Here is a 16,250-nt window from a genome sequence, read left to right as displayed (position 1 = left end):
CGACGCCGGCCAGCAGGTTGGTGATCAGGTTCATCGGGTGTTTCTCCTTGTGCATGGCGAATCTCTGGGACAGCACAGTCGCGGTCTGCAGCCCGTCGCTTGCGCCCTGTAATCATCAGCTGCCGCCGGGTGGTTGAGCAACGAATGCCGACACGATCACGCGTTCCAGCGAACACCCGATCCCCTGTTCGTTTGTTCGCATCGCAATGTGCGTACCGCGTGTCGTCGCGGACGGGGTACCGACGCCTCGATCGGCGCGGGATAGCGTGCCCGCATGGTGAACGAGTCCCCGGACGTCCCTCCTGGCCGCAGGTCCGGCCGCAGGATCCGCCCGACCCGGCGCGGCCGCCTGGCCCTGATCATCGGCACCGTCCTCGTCCTGGCGGTGGCTGCTGCCGTGCTCGTACCGCTGCTGACCAGGGAGTCGAAGACCGAGCAGTCCCGCACCCTGGTCATTCCGGAGGGATGGCGGGCCTCACAGGTGTACTTGGCCGCCGACAAGGCCCTTGGCGAACCCGCGGGGACCACGGAGAAGGCGGTCGCGACGGCGGACCTGCCCCTTCCGGCGGAGGCGAAGGGCAACCCCGAGGGCTACCTCTTCCCGGCGACGTACCCCATCACCTCCGGCACCACCCCGAAGAGCATGCTGCGCTACATGGTCGACACGGCGGTGAGCCGATTCGGCGCCGACCACATCACGGCCGACGCGCAGCGCAACAACGTCACCGTCTACCAGACGGTGACCATCGCGAGCATGGTCCAGGCCGAAGCGGACACCGAGTCCGACATGGGCAAGGTGGCCCGGGTCATCCACAACCGGCTCGACCGTGGCATGCCGCTCCAGATGGACTCCACGCTCAACTACGCGATGAACCGCAGCACGCTGGACACCACCACGGGTGACACGAAGATCGACAGCCCGTACAACAGCTACGAGCGCAAAGGCCTCCCGCCCACCCCCATCGGCAACCACGGAGAGCAGGCGATGGTGGCGGCGATCAGCCCCAGCCCCGGCCCCTGGCTGTACTTCGTCACGGTCGCGCCCGGCGACACCCGCTTCACCGACGACTACGCGGAGCAGCAGCGCAACGTGGCCGAGTTCAACCGCAACCGCCGCGAGGCCGGCAACGGCTGAGCGGCACGCCGAATCGCGCTCTCACGCGAGCACGGACGAAGTCCCCGCCGCGGCGGGCTCGGCGCGCCCGAGCAGCCGGCTGATCGCCCGCACGGCAGAGCGCCCGGCCCGGTTGGCGCCGATGGTGGAGGCGGACGGCCCGTACCCGACGAGATGGATGCGCTCGTCGCGCACGGCCTGCGTCCCCTCGACCCGGATCCCGCCGCCGGGTTCGCGAAGCCTCAGCGGGGAGAGATGGTCGACGGCGGCCCGGAAACCGGTCGCCCAGAGGATGACATCGGCCTCGACGGTGCGACCGTCGTCCCAGGCCACGCCGCCGGGAGTGATCCGGTCGAACATGGGCAGCCGGTCGAGCACCCCCGACTCGCGGGCGCGCCGGACCGCATCGGTGACCGGTAGCCCGGTGACGCTCACGACACTCTGCGGGGGCAGCCCGCGCCGCACCCGCTCCTCCACCATGGCCACGGCCGCCCGGCCCTGGTCGGCACCGAACGGGCCCTCCCTGAACACCGGGGGCCGGCGCGTCACCCAGAAGGTGTCCGCCGCCACCTCGGCGATCTCCATCAGGTGCTGGGTCCCGGACGCCCCACCGCCCACGACGACCACCCGCTGCCCGGCGAACTCGGCCGGCCCCGGATAGTTCGCCGTGTGCAGCTGCCGGCCACGAAAGCTTTCCTGGCCCGGGTAGCGCGGCCAGAACGGCCGGTCCCAGGTCCCGGTGGCATTGATCAGGGCCCGCGTCGCGTACGTCCCCTCGGACGTCTCGACGAGCAGCCGCCCGCCCGTACCCTCACGCACCGCGCTGACCTCGACAGGCCGGTGCACCCGCAGGTCGAAGGTGCGCTCGTACGTGTCGAAGTACGCCCCGATCACCTCGGAGGAGGGCCGGTTGTCATCGGCGCCCGTCAGCTCCATGCCGGGCAACGCGTGCATGCCGTGCACCTTGCCGTACGTCAACGAGGGCCAGCGGAACTGCCAGGCGCCGCCGGGGCGCGGGGCGTGGTCGAGGACCACGAAATCGCGGTCCGGCTCCAGACCGCTGCGCCGCAGATGGTAGGCGCTCGACAACCCTGCCTGCCCGGCGCCGATCACCACGACATCCACTGAGTGCACCCCGATGTTGTTCACGCTTCTACCAACCGTGCGGGTGGCGAGGATCTTCCCGCGGCGCCCGTCACCACGCTCAGCAGCGGCCTGCCTCCGGGCGATCCGGCCACGCCGTCTCGGCACGTGGACGCGCCATCCCGCGGTGCGGGCAGGACAATGAGCCCATGTCCTCTGCCTTCACCACCAGCGTCCTGCACATCACCACGGGTACGACGGAGACCGTCACCGACCTGACGTCCGACTGCGAACAGTTCCTCACCAGGGTGGCCCCAGGCCGTGACGGCCTGCTCAACATCTTTGTCCCGCACGCGACCGCCGGCATCGCCATTCTGGAGACCGGCGCGGGCAGCGACGACGACCTTCTCTCGGCCCTGCACGCCCTGCTCCCCGCGGACGACCGCTGGCAACACCGCCACGGCAGCCCGGGCCACGGCCGCGACCACGTACTTCCGGCATTCGTCCCGCCGCATGCGACGCTGCCCGTGATCGCGGGGCGGCTGGAGCTGGGGACGTGGCAGTCGGTGTGCCTGGTGGATACCAACATCTCTAATTACAACCGTCAGGTGCGGTTGAGCTTCTACGGCTAGTGAGTCGCTTGGATGGGGCTGTAGAGGAGAAGCCCGGCCGCGCCAACTGAGTGCTGAGCGCGGCTGCTCGCCGGTACGGAGGTCACAGAGCGTGGTTCCACCTCTGGTGGGCTCCCTTCCACATCGCCCCTCTGTTCCCGACGACGCGCGATGGGGAGTGCGTGGCGATCGTGAATCGGCGGCCGACGCCTCTGGAGCTGCAGTCTTGTGCGTGCGCACTGTGTGCGGGGGTGGGTTTTGCGGGCGATTTCTGGACGCTGAAATGGCGCCCGCGACGTTGGTCCTGATGGGGGTGATGCCGGCGTTGGTGCACTACGGCAGGTGGGCGAAGCGGTCTACGTTTGCAAGCGCGTGGAGGGGGATAGGCAGCTGTCGGAGCGTCGGCCAAGGGCGGAGCCTTACCCAGGGACAGCCACAGCCAGAAGCTTGCCGTCGCCGAGGTGTAGCCAGCCTTGGCCAGGGACGACAGGCCGGCCGATGATGGCATCTCCGGTCCTCATGCCGACCACGTCGCCCGTGCTCCGATCTTGAGGGGACAAAAGAAGGCCGCGATGGCCCTTCTTCGTCTCCTGGAGCCACCCATAGCTGAGCGGGAGCTTATCCTCGCGACAGCTCACCACTAGGGCCGTCCCCTCCTCGAATCCGTGCTGCACCAGGCTCTTGAGCAGACGCGCAGCCTCGCACTTTTCCAGGGTCTCCGCGTCGTCCATCACCACGACGACCGGCTCGTCGGGAGATGCCGACGACAGGACTTCCTCGAGTTCGTCGTACCCGATGTCATCTCGGACGAAGCAGGCCACCACGCCACTACGGCCGACTAGTTCTCGCAGGGGGGACGCTTCGGGGGCGGCCAGTACGACTCGGGTGTTGACGTCGAGAAGAGAGCGCGCGATGTTGACCAGTGCTGTGGATCGTCCCGACCCTGATGGCCCGGCCACGACGAATGCCGGAGCGGTTCCGGTGGCGAGGTCGGGCCCGTACACGCGTCGATCCTCTCCTCCGACGCCGGCGAGTGTCCACAACCTCGGTGTCGCCGGATCGCGCATCGACCATGCCTCGTCGAAACTGATCCGGTCCGGCAATGCGTCGAAGCGGCTCTGTGCCTCCAACGCTTCGCAGGCCGCGTCCCAAAGCCCGAGTAGTAGAACGTGATCCTCAAGTGTCAGATGCGCCATGTGAGAAAAGGCTACGACCGCCTCTCTTCGCGGCAGTTCGTCGCGCGTGTACCAACGGATCCAGTCTTCTGACGAGACGCCAGTCTGCTCGCCCAGGTAGGTGAAAGACCACTGCCGTTTGCTCCTGTGCTCATTGAGGAGACGATGCAGCATGACCAGCTCGTGTCGCGCCGGGGAGGAGTCCACCTCAAACTCCCTGCTTTCGACCCCGTAGAATGTCGCGTTTGCCGGCCTGCGCTCGGCAGCTGCGTCAGCCAACCTAACGAACCCTTCACTGCGGCGCACGACGCCCAGGAAGACTCTCAAGGCGTCCTTGTCGTCCCACAGGGCCTGGGCTGCGTTAATGATCAGACCTTTGAGGGACTCCTCGGCATAGTTGATGTGCGCAGTGGCTTGGTCGGCGTCGAGGGGCGTCTCTGCGTCGGCCGATGGGTCTCTTGCAGCGTGCTGGTGAGTGTCTCCGACACTCTGCTTCGGCTGTCCCCCCGGAGAATCGGCAGGGGTCTCCGCTTCGTCGTCGCCAACCCTTGCAGCCTCCGTCGGCGGCTGTACTGATGCCTGCGAGACAGTTTCGTCGAATGCTTGCTTCCATAGGCTCTTGAACCGGGTAACTTCGCCTCGTGTGTCGCTGTGGCCTGCATCCTCCGACAGGACCTCGACGATGAGCTCCAGGCGGCCCAAGCGGGGCAGATCCGGCTTCTGGAAGGTGTTCAACACTGCCTGGTGGTTCGCGATCCAGTATTCCTGCGCGTCCTTCCCGATCCGGTCGCGAATCGTTCGCGCAGATGGAAGCCCTGCGTCCAACCGCAGTTCGTGCAGCTCATCGTTGAGCTTCCTAAGGACCGGGCGTGCCCGCAGGTCGGGCTTCCTCCAGGACTGGATGCCTGACATGTGATCCTCTCTCGCTGGCCTGTGTCAGATCCTGTCAACCAGATGGGGTGATAGGTGTGCCCGGGATTCACCAAGTTTCGGCCGAGATCGTGTCAGGTGGCGGCCACTTTTGGCCGAAGCCGTCAGGGGGCGTCTCCGGTCGTCAAAGCCCTCCGCGAGGGGCCCACGCTGGATTCACATCCCAGTTCTCCTGCGTGGAAGGTGAATGTACATGGAAGACACGAATGTGCGCGCTGCTGCTCTTCTACTGGTCGGCGTCCTCGTTACCGCCTTGACGTTATACGCACCTGAAGTCGGTGCCGCTGTCGTGGGAGCCGCCACGGTGGTGACCCTCCTCGCTGAGCTGATCGCCCGTAAGTGAGGCCGGTTCGCGCGCATCTCAGTCCTCCACGGGGAGGCCGGTGCCACGGACATGGAAGGTGAGCCCTGTAATCCGGCCTGCCTGGATCACAGGGCCGTGCTGAACTCCGCCGTTGACGTTGTTGTATACGGGTACCGGGTGGGCCACGGATGTGTTGACCAGCTGCCGGAGAGAGGTCAGCACCTCATGCAGCTCAGCGCTGGTGACAGAGGCCGTCTGTAGAAGCCTGTACAGGTCCGTGTGCCATCGGTCCGTGATCTCACAGGTGGCCTGCGCGTCGCCAGCAAGCAGCCTGGTCCGTGCGGCGTCAAGGTCGGCGATCGTGGTGCCGCCTGCATCAGCACGTGACAAGAGCCGGCCGACGAGCGCACGCGCCTGCGTCCAAGAATCGGTGACCATGAGTGAGACCAACGTGGTCGCTCCCGAGGCGGCGAGAGCGGTGAACTCGGCTTCCATTGTTTCCTTTCCTAGGGTCAGATCCCGGATGTCGGTCGGGTTGCGCCGCCGGTGCTCTCAGGCTGCTCTCCGTCGTCCGGGGTGAAGGCCGCCGGCGGGTCGAACCGGCGCACCAGAGCGTCAGCCGTCTCATGCTGGTCTTGGTCCCTGATGGCGTCGGCGAACTGCTTGGCCAGCAACCTCCTTTGGGTGTCCGCGTCCTCGAGGTTGAGAGCGGTCAGCGCGTCCGCGAGGTGGTCCGCGGCCGTCGGTGCCCGGCCGAAGGGGGCTGCCTGCCGATCCGCAAGCACCTGGCCGTCCTCCACCTCACGCGGCTGCGGGATGAGGTCCCGCAGCCGTTCGGGAACGTCGGTGTCGTTGGCCGCGGAAGTAAGCCGGGCGAGCAAGCCGAGGTCTTCCACAGTCCTCTCGACCTTTTCGTCGTTCTTGGCGAGCCACCAGACCACGGCGCTGCCGGTGTCCTTCAGCACGTCTTCGCCCAGGTACTTGCGCTTGCTCTGCTCGTATTTCCGCTGGTGCTCCCAGACTGCCTGGTCCTTGCGTACCCCGGCGAGGCTGTCCAGGCGTTCTTGGTCGTGCTCGTGCAGGGTGAGCCGCACATCCTCCGCCATGGCGTGGAGCTGCCCCGTGCTGTCAGGAAGCAGCGAGCTGAGCGCACCGCTCAGCTCGTGCTGGACGAGTGAGACCCGACCGGGCTCCCGCTGCTCGGTGACCACTCGGGCACGGTCCAGTACGGATTCGACGGCGAGTCCCGCCGGGTTCAGTACCCGGCCGGGGCGGGAAGCGTCGAGGGCGTACCAGCGAACAGTTGCGGAGATCAAGAAGTCGTAGTCGGGCCAGTGACTGGGAAGTGCCACTCGGCTGACGTGGTGCTCCGTGCGGTCGATGGGAGCCGCCGTGTGGTGTTCCTCGAAGGCGACTGGCACGGAGCCGCGGCGACGCCCGGCGATTTTGAAAGCCACGCCGGGGGCCGCGACGAGGATCACCGCAAGGGGCGGCCAAGCCCATGTGGGCCACTGTTCCGTCAGGCCGAAAATGGTCAGCACCAGACCGCACAGGATGGTGAGGAAGACGGTTGTCGTCTTGTGTCCGGTGGTCACGGTTCGGTCCCCCTGGTTGATTCCGTGCGAGGCGGTGTAGTCGGGCGGCTCAGGCGCTGAGCTGAGCAGATCTTCTGAAGTAGCAGGTCGGTAGTGAGCGCGGCGCGCGAGGATCCGACGGGCGCGGTGCGTTCGGCGTCGCGGGCGCTCGCGTAGAGCGCGGCGAAGGCTGCACCGCGTCGGCCCTCGCACCGGTCGGCGGCACTGACGAGGAGTTCGAGCAAGAGGTCACCCTCGCGCCAGTCATCAGCCGCTGCGTGCATCCAGCGTTCTGCGTACGGTTGCCATGTCGGCCGAGGCAGCCCGTTCAGTACGGCGCGCCAGCAGGCGGTCACGGACGACTGCACGCTCTCCTCCTCCACCAGCGCGCGCCCGTTGTCGTACGGGTCGGTCAGCGCTTCGGCGACGCCGACCCGCAGGAAGATGCCGAGGTCGGCCTGCGAGAGTTCGGAGCGCGCCAACCGGTGGAGCAATCTACGGCGCAGTCGGTGGCTCTGCGCCACCAGGTCACTCAGCGCTTGCAGTGCGCCGACGGTGCCTTGCTCGTGGCGAGCCAGGTAGTACAGCCGGAGCATGGCTTGGTCGGGGTGGTCGGCTGCGATGACTTCGGCACAGACCCGGACCAGGACCTGGGCGAACTGTTCCTTGAGTTGCTTGCCGATGCAACACTTGTAGATCCAGCCCCGGAAGCTCCTCGCATGTACGGGATCACCGAGACCACAGGTGAGTGCCTGGACGGCGGCCTCCAGCCCAGCCCTGTTCGCGGCCGTCGAGCCCCAGGCTTCGGCCAGAGACGCCAGACTTTCCGGGCGACCGGTCCGCAGATACTCCCCGGCGAGTTTCGCCACGAGGGCGTCGCGGAGTTCCTGGGTGATGTGGGGGCCGCTCAGCGCCACGCTGCGCGCCGTCCACATACCCAGATACCGGCGAAGATCGGGCATATGGTCCCAGAAGTGAGCGCGGACGGCCGAGTCGTGGTCCAACTCCCTGAACCGCACGTGACCGTCCGGTCCGGCACCGGCGGAGATCTCCCCCAAGCGCTCCGCGAGATCCTTACGTTGGAGCAGCGGGACATCGTCGGGCAGCGAACCCACGGTGTCCAGCAGGAGTTGAGTGGCGTGATGGATGACGTCGGAGTGAGCTCCGTGGAGCATGGCGACGCTGATCAGCAATGCCCTCTGAGGACTGTCACCCAGCGTGGCGACGAGGGTGGCGACCTCTTCTCGCCGGTCGGCCCGTGCCTTGTGTGCAGTTGTGCACCACTGCGCGAACCCTTCGTTCCACGCGTGGGCCTCGCGCGCACGCCGTACCAGGTCGGCGAAGTCCGCTATCTCCCGCAGTGGCCTCTGCTCGCTGACGAATTCCGTGACTGTGGCATCCGGGCGGAGGTAGTGCTCGCTCGGCACCCCATGCACGCGAAGGTGCCGCCGCAGGACTCGCTTGCGGCATGGCTGCTGAATCTCGACCCTGTACTGCTGCAGGTCGGAGTCGAGGATTCCCCCATGAGGCATGACGACCACGAGATGTGCGTTCTGCTCGTGTACCGCCTTGCGGAGGGCGGAGAGATCGGCCTGGGCGGCGGCCCACCGGACGGCCTCGGCGGCCGACATATCCAGCAGCAGGCGGTCGCCGGCTCCGACCAGCTCCGGGTCGGTGAGGGGCAGTTCGCCTTCCTCGCCCGGCAGGAGATCCCGGAAGGCGCCGATTTCCTTGTGGTGTTCGCGCAGGAGTACACGGGCCGCGGAGGTGCGGCCACTGCCAGGTGCGCCGTCCAGGATCACGGTGCCGGTGCCGGCCAGTTGGAGGCGGGCGTTCCCCATGCCGGGCGGAGCGACCAGCACGCGCCGAAGCCACGCGAGCTGGTCGTCGGCGACGCGCCGGAAGCTGGGTCTGCCCGAGTTCCGTTGGTCGGCGGCGAAGGTGACGTACATGTCCCCGGTGCCGTTGTGCAGGGCCCCGCTCGTGCTGGTGACCCATGTACTGCCGCTGCGCTCGCTCACCGGCCGTCGCCCTCAGGTCCTTCGGCTTCACCGAACCGGTGCCTGATGTCACCGTGGTGGTCGCCCTCGAAGTACGTCATCCCGTCGCCCGAGAAGTGCCGGCCACCTGACTCATTGCGGGAATTCTGGTAGATGTCGCCCTGGCCCGTGTGGACGGGCCCGGTGGAGGCTTTGATGACGGTGGAGCCGACGTCGCCGGTGAAGTCACGGCTCTGTACGGCCGTGCCGCTCACATCCCCGATCGAGTTGGTCACCGAGTCCGGTGTGAGCGGGGAGACGGCGTCCCGGTCCAGGTCGGGCAGACCCGGGACGATGTCGGCCACCACGTCACCGAGGCGTTTCAGACCTGCCTCGGTGTCATGTGTGCTGAACGGGACGGACTGGATCTCTGTAAGCCAGGCCAGTTCGTCAGGCAGGTCGGCTTTGATCAGCCGGTCGGTCTTCCGGCCGTCAAGTACGGGGACGACGGCAAGCTCACAGTCGAACGCCTCCATGATCTCCTTGCGTACCCAGTCCTCGGGGTCGCGCAGCCGACTCTGGAAATTAGTCCAGTCCGGGCCGATGACAGCCAGAACCACCGCGCTGCGACGCAGGCCCGCCAGTAGTTCATCGGGATATGCCTGACCGGGCGCGATGGACTTCGAGGCTCGGAAAATCCGGTCACTGCCGAAGCGACGTGAGAGCTCCTGGTCGATCAGGGCAGCCGTCTTGTCGCCGTCCCCTGTGCGGTAGTTGATGAATACATCGGTCATCTCTAAGCCTCTCTTCAGGATGTGGGAGGGCGCGTTAACGTGCCGAGACGCGGAGCAAGCCGGCGTACGGCAGCGTGCGTGGGATGCCGAGCCAGGAGACGTGCGAGACGCCGAAGATCGATCGTGACAGTCGCGGACCGGACCGTGACCACCCCGTCGAGAAGCGGCTCTGTTACAGCACAGGCGTGGTCGATCTCACCGTCCGACGCGTAGGCCAACGCCCGGCGTATCCCGTACCGCACCTGGGTGCGGACCGCGTCCCGGGACACCAGGGCGAGCTGCCGGTCCAGTTCCTCAGCGGCCTCCCGCGGACGGCCGAGGTCGACCAGGCACCAGCCGGTGACCATGCCGACCGAGTCTGGCAGGTGCATGCTGCCGATTACAGGAGTTCCGGCGCCGCCGTCCTTGCGAACAAGGAGCGTGCGAGCCCGGTCCAGCGCGCGCAGACAGGCGTCACGATCGCCTGCCAGTGCATGGCCTTGCGCCTCGCGTTGCGCCGCCAGCCCGCGGATCCGCTGTGGCAGCGTGTCGCTTTGGGCCCGCTGCGCCAGTGCGATCGTCTGCGCCGCGTCATCTTGGTACAACGTGATCAGCGCTCTGCGGACCAATGCGTAGCCGCCCAGTGCGTGGTCGCCGCCGGCGGCTGCCAGATCCACCGCGCGCTGGGTCCACCACAGCGCCGCATGCTCGTCGCCTGTCTCCTGCATCAGCCAGCCCACGTACTCGGCGTAGCGGGAGCCGAGCGCCAACAAATCCCGGCGGGTCCCGTCATCGACATGCACGGACAGTTCCCGCAGTGTGTGTGTCTGGGCGATCAGGCCGGGAAGCAGGTACCCGGGCTCGACGCTCTGCCCCAGACGCCGGTAGTGCGTGAACAGAGAGCGGGACGCCTCCAGCATGCCCGCACCTGCAGCAGGCGCGACCGGTCCCGGGACGCCCATGCCCAACCTCATCAACGATGCGGCGCCTGCCCCCACTACCTGTCGCCGTCCTAAGGGCTGAAACCAGCTCGGGCCATCCGGTGACAATTGCATGGTCCACTCCTCCTCATCGATCGCGTCGGGAGTCTGCACAAGCGGTGTGTCGGCAACAGGTCTGGTGGCCAGGGCGACAAGTGCTCCGTCGGCCTGGAGGACGGCGTCGCACAGACGGACGAGATCCCGGCTGGGAGCCTTGATGCCTCGTTCGACCTTGCTCAGCTGCGCCTTGCTGTAGTGCACGGCGCCGGACAGTGCGGTGAGGCTGAGTCCTGCGTCCAGACGACGCTTTCTCAGCTCCTCGCCGAACCCGGTGGACGGATGTGGCACGGAATTCTCCTGACCGACCGTCCAGGCGAAGGCGTTCGCAGGTAAGAGTGCGGCAGTGCCAGCCGGACGGACAAGGCGATCGATGCTGTTTCCCGTTTCCTTCTCCGCAGGTGAGGGGCGCTACTCCCTGAATCGGGTGCTGTTTGGGGCGTGGTGACCACCGGGATGTTGCGCGTGCGCCCCCGCATCCGACCGAGGTCCACCGCCCCTATACCGACGGCAGCTGGTTGGCGGTGACGGGATCCGGGCTGAAGCGCAAGCCGGTGTGGAACTGGCGGCACTCGTCGAGCGCAACCGGCAGGTACTCAGACCTGACCACCGGATGGGCGGTGCTGGCTGCCTCGCAGGGCATCGCGACTGGCGCCCAGGTGCGATGCCAGTCTCGCGGGGCATCCGCACCATCCGTCCGTCCCGAACGAAGATCGTGCGACCTGGGAGGTGTTCGGCGGCTATCCTGCAGGTTGCCTTAACGGAGTTTGGTGGACACGAACGTCGACAACGCGGACCGGCAGGTGCGGTTGTCTTTCCTCGGATAGTGCTGGGTCCGACGCCACTGTATGAGTGGTTCCGGCCGCTCCAGGCTGCGGTTCTACCTGCCGGGGTATTGCCACACCGTCACCTGGCGCCGAGGGATGCCGGGGGGTGTCGCCATTTCCGCGAGGGCGTGCTCCAGACCCGAGCCACCTGTCTCCAGGCATGCCGCGAATCTCGTCGGGGCAAGCCCGAATGCGAATTTGAAGGACTGGAGGCGGTGACCAAGCTGCGGCATGGCCACCACCCTCGCACGTGGCCCAATCAACGTGAAGCCAAAGAGGCAGGCCCTAGCTCCACCGCCCGGTGTGCCAGCGCCTCCACCTGGACAGTGGTCGTAGCCGGCCCGGCTCCCGCCTCGGATACCGTGTTCCTCTACGGGGTGCCATAACGGATGTGACGCCCCCCACCGGAGGTAGTCAGCGTATGAGTTCAAAGCGCAGCAAGAATCCAGCCCTGCCCGTACTTGACGACGCATTCCGACTCGCGTCGGTCAAGGACGCCGAAGAGTCCACCCGTGACTTGGCCGCGCGGCTGGCCACCACCGAGCTGCGCCGCGTTTCCCACCCGGGCCGGGTCACCTGGGAGCCCACCGATCAGGCCGAGCCCGTACCGGTCCCGCCGACTGTGGTCGACGGTGACGGGGACCTGTGGCTGCGGGACCGGGGCACCGGCACCTGGACCATGCCCGAGTTCAACCCGAAGGAGTTCCCGGCCCGCTGTGGCGAGGTTTTGACGTGGAACCAGCTTGCCCGCGAGTTCGGCCCGCTTACCGGACTGGCCGACGACCGCCGCATCGGCGGCGGCCGGCGCTGACCGCGCAGCCTTCTGGGATGACCGCGCCCCTGAAGCGCCCGTTACGGGTAGCTGGGAGCTCACCGCCGAGCTCGACGATGGCGGCGAGCAGCGGCCGCGGCGGCGCCAGATGCCCCAGGCAAGGCAGTCGCTGCAGCTGTCCGCATACGGCACGCGGGGATGGCATCGGCGGCAGAAGCCGCCGGCGTAGTGGGCGTCGCTGCCGCAGACCCTGCAGTTCGGAGGCGGAAGGCTGGGATGCAGGCAGCTGAAGCAGCGGGCCCGGCCGTACTCCGCGATCTTCTCGCCGCACTGCTTGCACGATCGGGGACGCAGATGGCTGACAGCGCCGGTTCCGTCCGGCCGACCCTGCGGTCGAGCCTAGGGCGCTCGCCCGCGACCGCCGCACGGGCGGGAGCTGAGCGCGGGCCTTCTCCGGTTCTCGGACCATGAAGTCGTTGGGTTCGTAGCCAAGGACGTCGCAGATCAAGGATGGCAAGGCACCACCGCGGTCTTCCCTCACATCTGGGACCGGGCCAAGCCAGGGATCATTGCGGTCAACGCCGCCGGGCGCCGATTCGTGGACGAATCAGTGTCCTACCATCGCTTCACCCGTGCCGTGTCCGCGTCCCACGCCTCCGTGCCGACGATTCCCGCCTGGCTCGTGACCGACGCACGCGCCCTGGCCTCGTACGGCCTCGGCATGATCCACCCGCACACACCACGACCCTTTCTCAAGCGGCACATGGCAACCGGCTACCTCCACTCCGGCCGGACACTTCACCTCCGCGGACAGGCCGTGGGCCTTGGCGTGAGGAAGTGGCGGCGGGACCGGGAAGTGGCTCCAGGCCGCATGGGCCTGGGAGGAGAGCCGCGTCCCGGCCGAAGAGCGGGACGCGGAGCACGCGCTGTGTTTCCGGTTCGGTCCTCGTCATGGTTGCGGGGATCGGCGACGTCGACCCGTAGCTGGGCACAGGTGCGCAGTGTGGTCAGCTCGTGCCAGGACAGGTCGGTGCGGGCCGACGGATCACCTCGATGCGAGTGAGCGCCGGTGATCCCTGGTCAGCGACGGCCGGTGGTCAGAGTGACGAGGAACTGGCCGCCGCCCGGCTCGATGTCGGCGGTCACCGGCAGCCCCGGTACCAGTCGGGAGAAGCGGTCCACCAGCCAGTCCGCCGCCTCCTGGGCGTCCCGCCTGGTCGGACAACGTCCTACCATCTCGCGGCCCCCCTTGCGCTCCAGCCTCCCGGCAACGGTGATCAGCGGCGCGGGTTCGACCACGTACAGGCGGTCCGGCCAGGCGATGACCACCTTGACCGCGCCCTTGCGGGTGTTGCATCCGCGGTGTGCCAGCCGCTCGGCGACCTTGGCCTTCCGGTCGGCAGTCCGGCTGTCGACGCTGGGCCCCCGCGGGTCGTTCACCGACTCGTCGGGGTCGACCGCTTCGTCACACACCCAGCATCGCCAGCCGTCGCGCTCGGCCACATCATCAAGGAGGCTCATCCGAGCAAACTAGCCTGCCCGGGCGCCACCCCGCGCACCAGGGTCCCGGCAGAGTTTCCACACCGGCCAACCATGCCTCAACGCCTGGCAACCAGCGTCACCGATGCTTTGGCCTGGGTGAACGCCGATACGTTGACGGCCCACCAAGGTATCGGGGCGGTGGACTCGATGGCCATCAAGGGGGCACCCATACCGGCCATGCCCAGATCGCCGAAGCGATCAGCGACGCGCCCGCCTCTCAGCTCGCGAACCGAACGCCCGTGAAGTCTTCGGAGACCTGCCACACCCGCTGGGCCTCCTCGGTGCCGCGCAGGCGGTTGTACAGCGTCTGCTCCGCAGGGGGGCCGCCCATGTTCCCGGGCCCGCCGGGGCCGTAGAAGGCGCCACCCCGGGAGTCGGGCGAGGCGGCGGCGTACAGGGCGGGAAGTCCCGCGCTCCGTACGGTGCCGACGACGATCCCGCGGGCGGACAGGAGACGAATGACGCGCACGCCCAGGGTGTCCTTGGCGCGGCCGACCTCGGGGCGGGCCGCGAGTAGGTTAGTCGGTGCGATGCCCGGGTGGGACAGGTTGCTCGTGATGCCCCAGCCCCCGGCCTCGCTGCGCCGGTGGAGCTCCAGGCCGAAGAGGCCGAAGGCGATCTTCGACTGGCTGTAGGCGTGCATACCGTTGTAGGACCGCTCCCAGTTCAGGTCGTCCCAGTTGATGCCGTTGCGGTTCGCGGCGACGCTGAGCTGCGAGGTCACCCGAGCGTGCCCGGCCCGCAAGAGGGGCAGCAGGTGGCCGACGAGAGCGAAGTGGCCGAGGTGGTTGGTGCCGAACTGGAGCTCGAACCCGTCGGCGGTCGTCTGACGGTCGGGCGGCGTCATGACACCGGCGTTGTTGACCAGCAGATGGATGGGCCGGTCCTCGGCGAGCAGGGTTTTGCCCAGGGCCGCGACGGAGTCCAGGGAGGACAGGTCGAGCGTACGTAGCGATACCTGCGCACCCGGGGCCTCTCGCTGGATCGTGGCAACCGCCTCTTCTCCCTTGTCCGGGTTGCGTACGGGCAGGACGACCTCGGCGCCGGCGGCGGCGAGGCGTGTGGCGACGCCGAGTCCGATGCCGTCGCTCGCTCCGGTGACGACGGCGCGCTTGCCGGACAGGTCGGAAAGGGGGATGTCGGAGGTCTGGCGTGGCATGAGGGTTCACTTCCGTTCGGTTCGCTTGCCTCAACCGTGACGACAGCGCGCCCAGCTATCCAGGGACTCCCGATCCACCGTTCCGCGGGCGGGGGATTGCGCAGGTTCGGCCTGCGCGGGCGGATGGGGGGATCAGCGATCCGTTGTTGACGGCGGCGCCGGGCGGTACAAAGAGAGCCAGCGCCGTGGAAGGAAGCGTATGGAGATCGACCGTGCCGGACTGGCCTTGTTCCTGCGGCATCGCCGGGAACTGCTGCAACCGGAGGACGTCGGCCTCCCGCGCGGACAACGCCGCAGGACCAGCGGACTGCGCCGAGAGGAGGTCGCCGTGCTCTGCCACATGTCGACCGACTACTACGCCCGGCTGGAACGCGAACGCGGCCCGCAGCCGTCCGAACAGATGATCGCCTCCATCGCGCAGGGCCTCCACCTCTCCCTGGACGAGCGCGACCACCTCTTCCGGCTCTCCGGGCACACCCCGCCCGCCCGGGGCACGACCGGCGCACACATCGGCCCCGGTCTGCTCCGCATCCTCGACCGGCTGGACGACACCCCCGCCGAGATCGTCACCGAACTCGGCGAGACGGTACGCCAGAGCCCGCTCGGGGTCGCGCTCACCGGCGACACGACCCGCTACACCGGCCTCGCTCGCAGCATCGGCTACCGCTGGTTCACCGACCCCGGGACCCGGTCGCTGTACGTGGCCGACGACCATGCTTTCCTCTCCCGCATGTTCGCGTCCGGCCTGCGGGAGCGGGCCACGTTGCGGGGCACCGGCTCCCGCGCGGCGCACTGCGCCGAGGTGCTGCTCGAACAGAGCGCCGAGTTCCGCCGTCTCTGGGACCGGCATGAGGTCGGCATCCGTCCGCACGAGGTCAAACGCTTCATCCACCCCGAGGTCGGCGTACTGGAGCTGAACTGCCAGCAGTTGCTGGACCCGGACCAGTCGCACAGTCTGCTCGTGTACACGGCCGCGCCGGGCAGCCAGAGCTATGACCGGCTGCAACTGCTGTCGGTCATAGGGACGCAAGCGATGCGCTGACCGACAAGGACCCGTCTCAAGCTGACGTCCGCCGGGCGATGACGACAGCGTGACGACGAGTCCTGGGCGGACCTGCTCCGGGACGCCGCACGGCGCGGGATGCGCGCCTCCGCCCTCGCCGTCGGCAACGGCGCGCTCGGCTCCAGCACACCCACAACACCGAGGACCGCGAGCGCGCCGTCAAGGCCTTCGCCTCGTCCGAGTAGGCCTACGGCGCGAAGCGGCCAAGGCGGCCCGGGAGATCACCGACGACGTCGACGAACCGCCGGCGTCCTACGACTTCCCGATGAGAAGGGATGCCACGAGGCAACAAGCCCGCGTCGGTGTG

Annotated in this window: 15 protein-coding genes; 6 read left to right on the top strand and 9 right to left on the bottom strand. The window is 67.9% G+C overall.

Going from position 1 to position 16,250, the window contains the following annotated elements; all coding sequences use genetic code 11:
• Window positions 1–274 precede the first annotated feature (274 nt).
• The gene (gene mltG, locus ACIBJG_RS10755; RefSeq protein WP_399306717.1) at window positions 275–1,135 is read left to right on the top strand and encodes an endolytic transglycosylase MltG; all 861 of its coding nucleotides are present in this window, start codon (window positions 275–277) and stop codon (window positions 1,133–1,135) included.
• A gap of 21 nt (window positions 1,136–1,156) precedes the next feature.
• Here the strand turns inward: mltG and ACIBJG_RS10750 are convergent, their stop codons facing one another.
• Window positions 1,157–2,248 carry an NAD(P)-binding domain-containing protein gene (locus ACIBJG_RS10750; RefSeq protein WP_399307211.1) on the bottom strand — a complete coding sequence of 364 codons (1,092 nt, stop codon included), beginning with the start codon at window positions 2,246–2,248 and terminating at the stop codon, window positions 1,157–1,159.
• Between the two features lie 158 nt (window positions 2,249–2,406).
• On the opposite strand from ACIBJG_RS10750, the gene ACIBJG_RS10745 reads away from it, so the two are divergent.
• A complete protein-coding gene (locus ACIBJG_RS10745) occupies window positions 2,407–2,829 on the top strand; it encodes a YjbQ family protein (RefSeq protein ID WP_399306714.1) in 423 nt (140 codons plus the stop codon).
• Window positions 2,830–3,227: 398 nt separating this feature from the next.
• On the opposite strand, the gene ACIBJG_RS10740 is transcribed toward ACIBJG_RS10745, so the two are convergent.
• Window positions 3,228–4,895: an ATP-binding protein gene (locus tag ACIBJG_RS10740; RefSeq protein ID WP_399306711.1), complete on the bottom strand. Its 1,668-nt coding sequence runs from the start codon at window positions 4,893–4,895 to the stop codon at window positions 3,228–3,230.
• Between the two features lie 211 nt (window positions 4,896–5,106).
• Here ACIBJG_RS10740 and ACIBJG_RS10735 point away from each other — a divergent pair, with 211 nt between their 5' ends.
• Entirely contained in the window at window positions 5,107–5,256 is a 150-nt protein-coding gene (locus ACIBJG_RS10735; protein ID WP_361344328.1) for a hypothetical protein, read from the top strand.
• An 18-nt stretch (window positions 5,257–5,274) separates the two neighbouring features.
• Here the strand turns inward: ACIBJG_RS10735 and ACIBJG_RS10730 are convergent, their stop codons facing one another.
• From ACIBJG_RS10730 to ACIBJG_RS10710, 5 genes are read right to left on the bottom strand one after another with little or no spacing between them, the layout of a single operon-like run.
• Window positions 5,275–5,712: a hypothetical protein gene (locus tag ACIBJG_RS10730; RefSeq protein WP_399306707.1), complete on the bottom strand. Its 438-nt coding sequence runs from the start codon at window positions 5,710–5,712 to the stop codon at window positions 5,275–5,277.
• Window positions 5,713–5,729: 17 nt separating this feature from the next.
• Entirely contained in the window at window positions 5,730–6,812 is a 1,083-nt protein-coding gene (locus ACIBJG_RS10725; protein ID WP_399306705.1) for a hypothetical protein, read from the bottom strand.
• Window positions 6,809–8,812 carry a hypothetical protein gene (locus ACIBJG_RS10720; RefSeq protein ID WP_399306702.1) on the bottom strand — a complete coding sequence of 668 codons (2,004 nt, stop codon included), beginning with the start codon at window positions 8,810–8,812 and terminating at the stop codon, window positions 6,809–6,811. The genes ACIBJG_RS10725 and ACIBJG_RS10720 overlap by 4 nt, the downstream gene beginning before the upstream one ends.
• Window positions 8,809–9,564, bottom strand: coding sequence for a toll/interleukin-1 receptor domain-containing protein (locus tag ACIBJG_RS10715; protein ID WP_399306700.1), 756 nt, complete (start codon window positions 9,562–9,564; stop codon window positions 8,809–8,811). Before ACIBJG_RS10715 ends, ACIBJG_RS10720 begins: the two co-directional genes overlap by 4 nt.
• 14 nt (window positions 9,565–9,578) lie before the next feature.
• On the bottom strand, window positions 9,579–10,871 hold the full coding sequence (locus ACIBJG_RS10710; protein ID WP_365637114.1) for a helix-turn-helix transcriptional regulator: 1,293 nt from the start codon (window positions 10,869–10,871) through the stop codon (window positions 9,579–9,581).
• 957 nt (window positions 10,872–11,828) lie between these two features.
• Between ACIBJG_RS10710 and ACIBJG_RS10705 the strand changes: the two genes are divergently transcribed.
• Window positions 11,829–12,218, top strand: coding sequence for a hypothetical protein (locus ACIBJG_RS10705; RefSeq protein WP_285574611.1), 390 nt, complete (start codon window positions 11,829–11,831; stop codon window positions 12,216–12,218).
• A 397-nt stretch (window positions 12,219–12,615) separates the two neighbouring features.
• Entirely contained in the window at window positions 12,616–13,242 is a 627-nt protein-coding gene (locus ACIBJG_RS10700) for an FAD-binding protein (RefSeq protein ID WP_399307209.1), read from the top strand.
• 17 nt (window positions 13,243–13,259) lie between these two features.
• Here ACIBJG_RS10700 and ACIBJG_RS10695 read toward each other — a convergent pair whose 3' ends face one another.
• Together ACIBJG_RS10695 and ACIBJG_RS10690 are read right to left on the bottom strand one after the other, a co-directional pair.
• On the bottom strand, window positions 13,260–13,700 hold the full coding sequence (locus ACIBJG_RS10695; RefSeq protein ID WP_399306697.1) for a hypothetical protein: 441 nt from the start codon (window positions 13,698–13,700) through the stop codon (window positions 13,260–13,262).
• Between the two features lie 238 nt (window positions 13,701–13,938).
• Window positions 13,939–14,880 carry an SDR family oxidoreductase gene (locus tag ACIBJG_RS10690; RefSeq protein WP_399306694.1) on the bottom strand — a complete coding sequence of 314 codons (942 nt, stop codon included), beginning with the start codon at window positions 14,878–14,880 and terminating at the stop codon, window positions 13,939–13,941.
• A gap of 199 nt (window positions 14,881–15,079) precedes the next feature.
• Between ACIBJG_RS10690 and ACIBJG_RS10685 the strand changes: the two genes are divergently transcribed.
• Window positions 15,080–15,922, top strand: a complete 843-nt coding sequence (locus ACIBJG_RS10685; protein ID WP_399306691.1) for a helix-turn-helix transcriptional regulator — start codon at window positions 15,080–15,082, stop codon at window positions 15,920–15,922.
• The last annotated feature ends 328 nt before the right edge of the window (window positions 15,923–16,250 follow it).

Source organism: Streptomyces sp. NPDC050422 (genome assembly GCF_044458665.1).
Taxonomy (GTDB): Bacteria; Actinomycetota; Actinomycetes; order Streptomycetales; family Streptomycetaceae; genus Streptomyces.
This window is presented reverse-complemented; position numbering and strand designations above follow the sequence as displayed.